1 protein-coding gene is annotated in these 722 nt (G+C 70.2%); it reads right to left on the bottom strand.

From position 1 onward, the window contains the following. The coding region (locus NS331_RS25265; protein ID WP_242873890.1) for a DUF885 family protein at window positions 1-713 on the bottom strand (713 nt) is incomplete at its 3' end. Window positions 714-722 lie beyond the last annotated feature (9 nt).

Here is a 722-nt window from a genome sequence, read left to right as displayed (position 1 = left end):
CCGGCCTTGTCGCTCGTGCGCTGCATCCACGCCTGGAGCGCCTTCGTGCCGCGGAGCTTGCGCGACTCGTCCTTCTCGAGGAAGGCGACCGCTTCTTCGACGCTCGCGCCGGGAAGGATCTCGTTCGCGATCGCCTCCTGCTCGGCGACCATGCGGGCGAGCTCTTCGACGCCCCAGTCGTAGGTCTCGTCGAGGTCAATCTCGGCGCCGAGGAACTGGCGTGAGTGCAACGCGTACATCTCGCGACCGACGCCGTCCGCCTCGCCCGCGACCGGGGCGAGCTCCGAGGAGAGGAAGGAGGCCAGGCCGTCGTAGGCGACGCGGGCGGCGCCGGCGTTCTGGTCGAGGTCGCGCGCGAGCGAGGCGGGCAGCTGCCCCTCGGCGGGCGCGGCGTTCCCGACGAACTCGGCGAAGAAGCCGGTGTCGGCGGTGTAACGGGCGATCTGCGCGACGACCTCGTTCACCTGGCGACGAGCGGGCACGACCCCCTCGGCGATGCCACGGCGGAGGGTCGCGACGTAGCCGTCGATGGCCTCGGGCAGCGCCTTCATGCGCTCTGAGATCGTGGCCCAGTCCTCGACCGTCGCGGTCGGCATGAGGTCGAAGGTCGCGCGGATGTCCTGCGCGGGTGACGCGATCACGTTCAGGTCGCGGAGGTGGGTCTTGGCCTCGTGCTGCTCGATCATCAGGTCGAGCTCGCGGACGAGGTCCATCTTCGTGAC

It is taken from the genome of Pseudacidovorax intermedius (assembly GCF_001476815.1).
Classification (GTDB): domain Bacteria; phylum Pseudomonadota; class Gammaproteobacteria; order Burkholderiales; family Burkholderiaceae_C; genus Xenophilus; species Xenophilus intermedius_A.
Note: the sequence above shows the minus strand (reverse complement) of the source record. Positions and strands in the feature narration are given on the sequence as shown.